The organism is Asaia sp. W19 (genome assembly GCF_003994335.1).
In the GTDB taxonomy this organism is placed as follows: Bacteria; Pseudomonadota; Alphaproteobacteria; order Acetobacterales; family Acetobacteraceae; genus Asaia.
In genome coordinates this window covers 1-2674 of the sequence record NZ_PNQZ01000181.1, presented here as the reverse complement: position 1 = coordinate 2674, position 2674 = coordinate 1, and the positions used below count along the sequence as shown (strand labels likewise).

Sequence of the window (2674 nt, the reverse complement as noted above, 5' to 3'; positions counted from 1 at the left end):
TGTTTTGCACGCGCCATATGGGCGTCGTCGCCGAAAAAGCCCTGTGTCTGAGGCGTTTCACGAATTTTACGATAAAGACCATCGAGTGCTGTCGGAAGCTCGTTCCTTATGAGTTCGGCCATCGAGCGCAACGCCGCGGCGTCGCTCTCATTCATGCCGATGAAGTCCTGCTTGCGATTGAAATCGGTAAGAAGGGTTCCGGTCATGTCGAGACTCCTCGCTTTTTCTTTCTATGTCTCCCATGCGTCATGACGCGCGCGGTACCGACTGAACTTTGGAGGAAAGCGAAGAGAGGACTGTTTGTTGCTATTGTCAATCATCAAGTGATGCGGCGCACAATGCGATGCACGGAACGTTTCGGCTAATCGGCAGCCAATTTCGTCGACAGGACGCGCAGCAGTCGTCAGTCCGGAACCTCCCCGCTACTAGGCACCTCTTCGCTTCGATTTCAGCTGTGAAAATTTTAAGGACGCGAAACTAGGAGATTGTTTCCACCGTCTTGATCCGCGCTCGAGGATAGATTTCGGCCTGCGATAATACGGGCACCGCCGGGCGGACACGCTCGACGATGGAGCGCATGGGGTCACGGACCGCAGAAGAGACCACGATGACGGGTACTTCACCGCTCGTGGACACTGCATTGAAGGCATCGCGCAGCTTGAGCACGAAGCGATTGAGCATCGAGGGCGGCATGGCCAGGCGCCGTTCGTCTCCCTGTCCGGCGATATGGTTGGCGAAATCATTCTCCCATTCGGGAGAAAGCGTGATCATGGGAATATATCCCGCTGGACCCTCCAATCCGCTGCAGATCTGTCGTGAAAGACGGATACGAACGTGGCCCGTCAATGCCTGGATCCCGCGCAGACCCAGGCCATTGCCTTCCTGGATGCTCTCTAGGATTGTCGGCAGGTCACGTATCGAGACGCGCTCCGCCAGCAGGGACTGCAAAACCCGTTGAACCGTACTCAGGGTTACCTGAGAAGGGATCAGGTCGCCCACGAGCTTCTGCTGATCTCGGGGCAGTTCATCCAACAGGCTCTGCGTGGCGACGTATGTGAGCAGGTCAGGCAGGTTTTGTCTCACAAGTTCGCTCAGATGCGTAACAAGCACGCTCGCAGGATCGACAACGGTACATTTCAGAGCCATGGCTTTGGGCTTCAGCGCAGGAGCGATCCACACCGCCGGAAGACCGAAAGCAGGTTCGGTCGTTCTCTCGCCCTCAAGGTCCGGCGTGCCTCCCGACGGCGTCATCGCCATAAGACGACCGGGGCGCACTTCTCCTGAGCCGATCGTAATCTCCTTGAGCTTGATCACGTAGCGATCGGATGGGAGGACGATATTGTCCTGTATCCGGATAGGCGGTGTGATGAATCCCATTTCGGAGGCGATGGTTCTTCTCAGCGCCTTGATCTGCTCGGTGAGCTGCGCGTTTTCCCCGTTGGTCATGGGAAGAAGCCCGAAACCAAGCTCCAGGCGCAGAAGGTCCAACTTGAGGACTTCGGAAATAGGGGTGGCGGAGGGAGCGGGGGCGGTATCGCTCACCTCAGCTTCCGCGTCATCGGACGCCGGGACTTTCCAACGCCACCATGCGGCAGCTCCGGCGAGCGCGCCAATGGTCAGAAACGGAAATGCAGGCAGGCCGGGCATAAGTGCGAAACAGCCGGACAGCACCGCGGCCATGGCCATGGGCTTGGGATTTCCGCCGAGCTGACGGACAAGGGTGACGTCCGCAGAGCCGGAGGTGCCGCCTTTCGTGACGACGATACCAGAAGCCGTTGAAACGAGCAGGGCCGGGATTTGTGAGACGAGACCATCACCTACCGTGAGTGTGGTGAACGTGCTCGCCGCATCACCGATCGGCATGCCGTAGCGGAGAACGCCGATGGCGAGCCCCCCCACGATGTTGATGGCTGTGATGATGAGCGCGGCAATCGCGTCTCCTCGCACGAATTTTGCGGCGCCATCCATGGCACCGTAGAACGAACTCTCATCCTCGAGTTCCTTGCGTTTCAGCCGCGCGACCTTGTCGTTGATGGCACCCGACGAGAGCTCCGCGTCGATGGCCATCTGCTTTCCCGGCATCGAGTCCAGAAAGAAGCGCGCCGCCACCTCGGCAATACGCCCGGACCCTTTCGTGATCACCATGAAATTCACGACGAGAAGGATACTGAACACGATGCCGCCGATCACGACATCGCCCGCCATCAAGAAACCACCGAATGCCGCAACGACGTGGCCCGCGGCGTAAGTCCCCTCACTTCCATGGCTCAGAATCAGGCGTGTCGTGGCGATTTCAAGAGAGAGCCTAAGCAGCGTCGTCAACAGAAGCAGAGTGGGAAAAGAGGTGAACTCGATCGGACGTTCGAGGAACAGAGAGACCATCAGAACGAGTACGCTGGAGGTGATCGACAGCGACAGGCCAAGATCGAGGATGAAGGTTGGAAGTGGGATGATCAGGATCGAAAGAAGCAGGAGCACGCCGATGGCGAGACCGACATCGGTGCCCGGAATAGCCCTGCGCCAGGACGTTTTGTAACTGCCGTCGCGAACTGATTGCGAAGCGCGGTTAACCTGACCCGAGAGAGATGAAAGGAGGCGTGCGGCTGTTTTTCCGCCAGAGTAGGGGCGGTTGGGGGRGGGGGGGGAGACCGGGGGAACGGTTGCGCTATCCAAG

At 58.6% G+C, this 2674-nt stretch carries 2 protein-coding genes; both read right to left on the bottom strand.

Going from position 1 to position 2674, the window contains the following annotated elements; translation table 11 throughout:
• On the bottom strand, positions 1-206 hold a 206-nt coding region (locus C0V97_RS17805; RefSeq protein ID WP_199752032.1), incomplete at its 3' end, for a protoglobin domain-containing protein.
• Between the two features lie 271 nt (positions 207-477).
• A complete protein-coding gene (flhA, locus tag C0V97_RS17800) occupies positions 478-2511 on the bottom strand; it encodes a flagellar biosynthesis protein FlhA (protein WP_127102023.1) in 2034 nt (677 codons plus the stop codon).
• Positions 2512-2674 lie beyond the last annotated feature (163 nt).